A 1,094-nucleotide genomic window follows, 5' to 3' on the forward strand; every position below is an offset into this window, starting at 1 on the left:
TTTATGAAAATAAAAAAAGTAATTGATAATTATTGTAAGCGAGTTATATATCATGAAAGTGAATTTCAAGAAATAAAAAAACAGATTGTGGAATATCAAGACAAGGTTCATGCTTTTGTAAATCGACATGAAATATGGTATGGCTGCTGTATTTTCAATAGAAATAGATACTATATCGAAATCAATAATGCTATATTAAATATAGCTTATTAGGCTTCTGTTTCTAATCTATATTTGTAAATTTAAAATGGGAGGTATAAATGATAATATTCGAATTAATTATTGATATAACCAAAAATGTAGTGGGATTAAACACTTTGAGTAATTTAACAAATATTCCAATATTAACGAATAATAGATTATATAAAAATAGAATAGATAATTATAGAATGTTTATTGGTCAAGGGCTTATTTTATTAGGATTTAGTGAGTTATTTAATATAAGCAAAGAGGTTATATGTGAAAAATTAAAAATAACAAAATATGGCAAACCTTTTTTAAATAATTCAAAAATACATTTCAATATTATCCATAGTGGAAAATATGTTGGTTGCGTATTTAGTTTTGAAAATATTGGCTTTGATATTCAAGAAAATGTTAATTTCGAAGTAAATGATATAGCTAGTGAAGTTTTTTCAATGGAAGAAAATAATTATTTATATAACAGTGACAATTTTGAAGATGATTTTATTAGATTATGGACAAGAAAAGAAGCATTATGTAAATATACAGGTACAGGTTTAAATGAAGATATTTTACAAAGAACAGTTATTAAAGATATTTATGATATTTATAAAATATATAGTTATAAGATGAGTAATACGACTTGGCAATCTATTTGTGCTAATAAAAAAATGAAGGAGTTAAGGTTATATAAAGTAAATACAGAAGATTTGATATATTTGAAATTGCCTAAATCCTTTAAAATATTTAACTGGTAGGATATTCCAAATTGTAATATTACGCGTGGTGCTAGTTAATAATTCTTGAATAAAAAAGCCTGAATAGGCTACACTTTAGTCATCTACTACTAAAGAAGTGAAACCTATGTCAGACCAACTTAAGTGTAAACAATATTTATTACCTTTGCAACC

2 protein-coding genes are annotated in these 1,094 nt (G+C 24.1%); both read left to right on the forward strand.

Annotated elements, in window-relative coordinates; translation table 11 throughout:
* A partial coding sequence (locus EQ827_RS09010) for a hypothetical protein (protein ID WP_219912695.1) occupies positions 1 to 213 on the forward strand: 213 nt, incomplete at its 5' end.
* Positions 214 to 260: 47 nt separating this feature from the next.
* The gene (locus EQ827_RS08770; RefSeq protein WP_181190595.1) at positions 261 to 941 is read left to right on the forward strand and encodes a 4'-phosphopantetheinyl transferase family protein; all 681 of its coding nucleotides are present in this window, start codon (positions 261 to 263) and stop codon (positions 939 to 941) included.
* Positions 942 to 1,094: the final 153 nt, after the last annotated feature.

The sequence above is a fragment of the Bombilactobacillus bombi genome, from assembly GCF_013607485.1.
GTDB classification, from domain to species: Bacteria; Bacillota; Bacilli; order Lactobacillales; family Lactobacillaceae; genus Bombilactobacillus; species Bombilactobacillus bombi_A.

Bases quoted from the DNA above. Each gene is read 5' to 3' on its own strand.
- EQ827_RS08770 (WP_181190595.1), top strand. From the start codon at position 261: ATGATAATATTCGAATTAATTATTGATATAACCAAAAATGTAGTGGGA.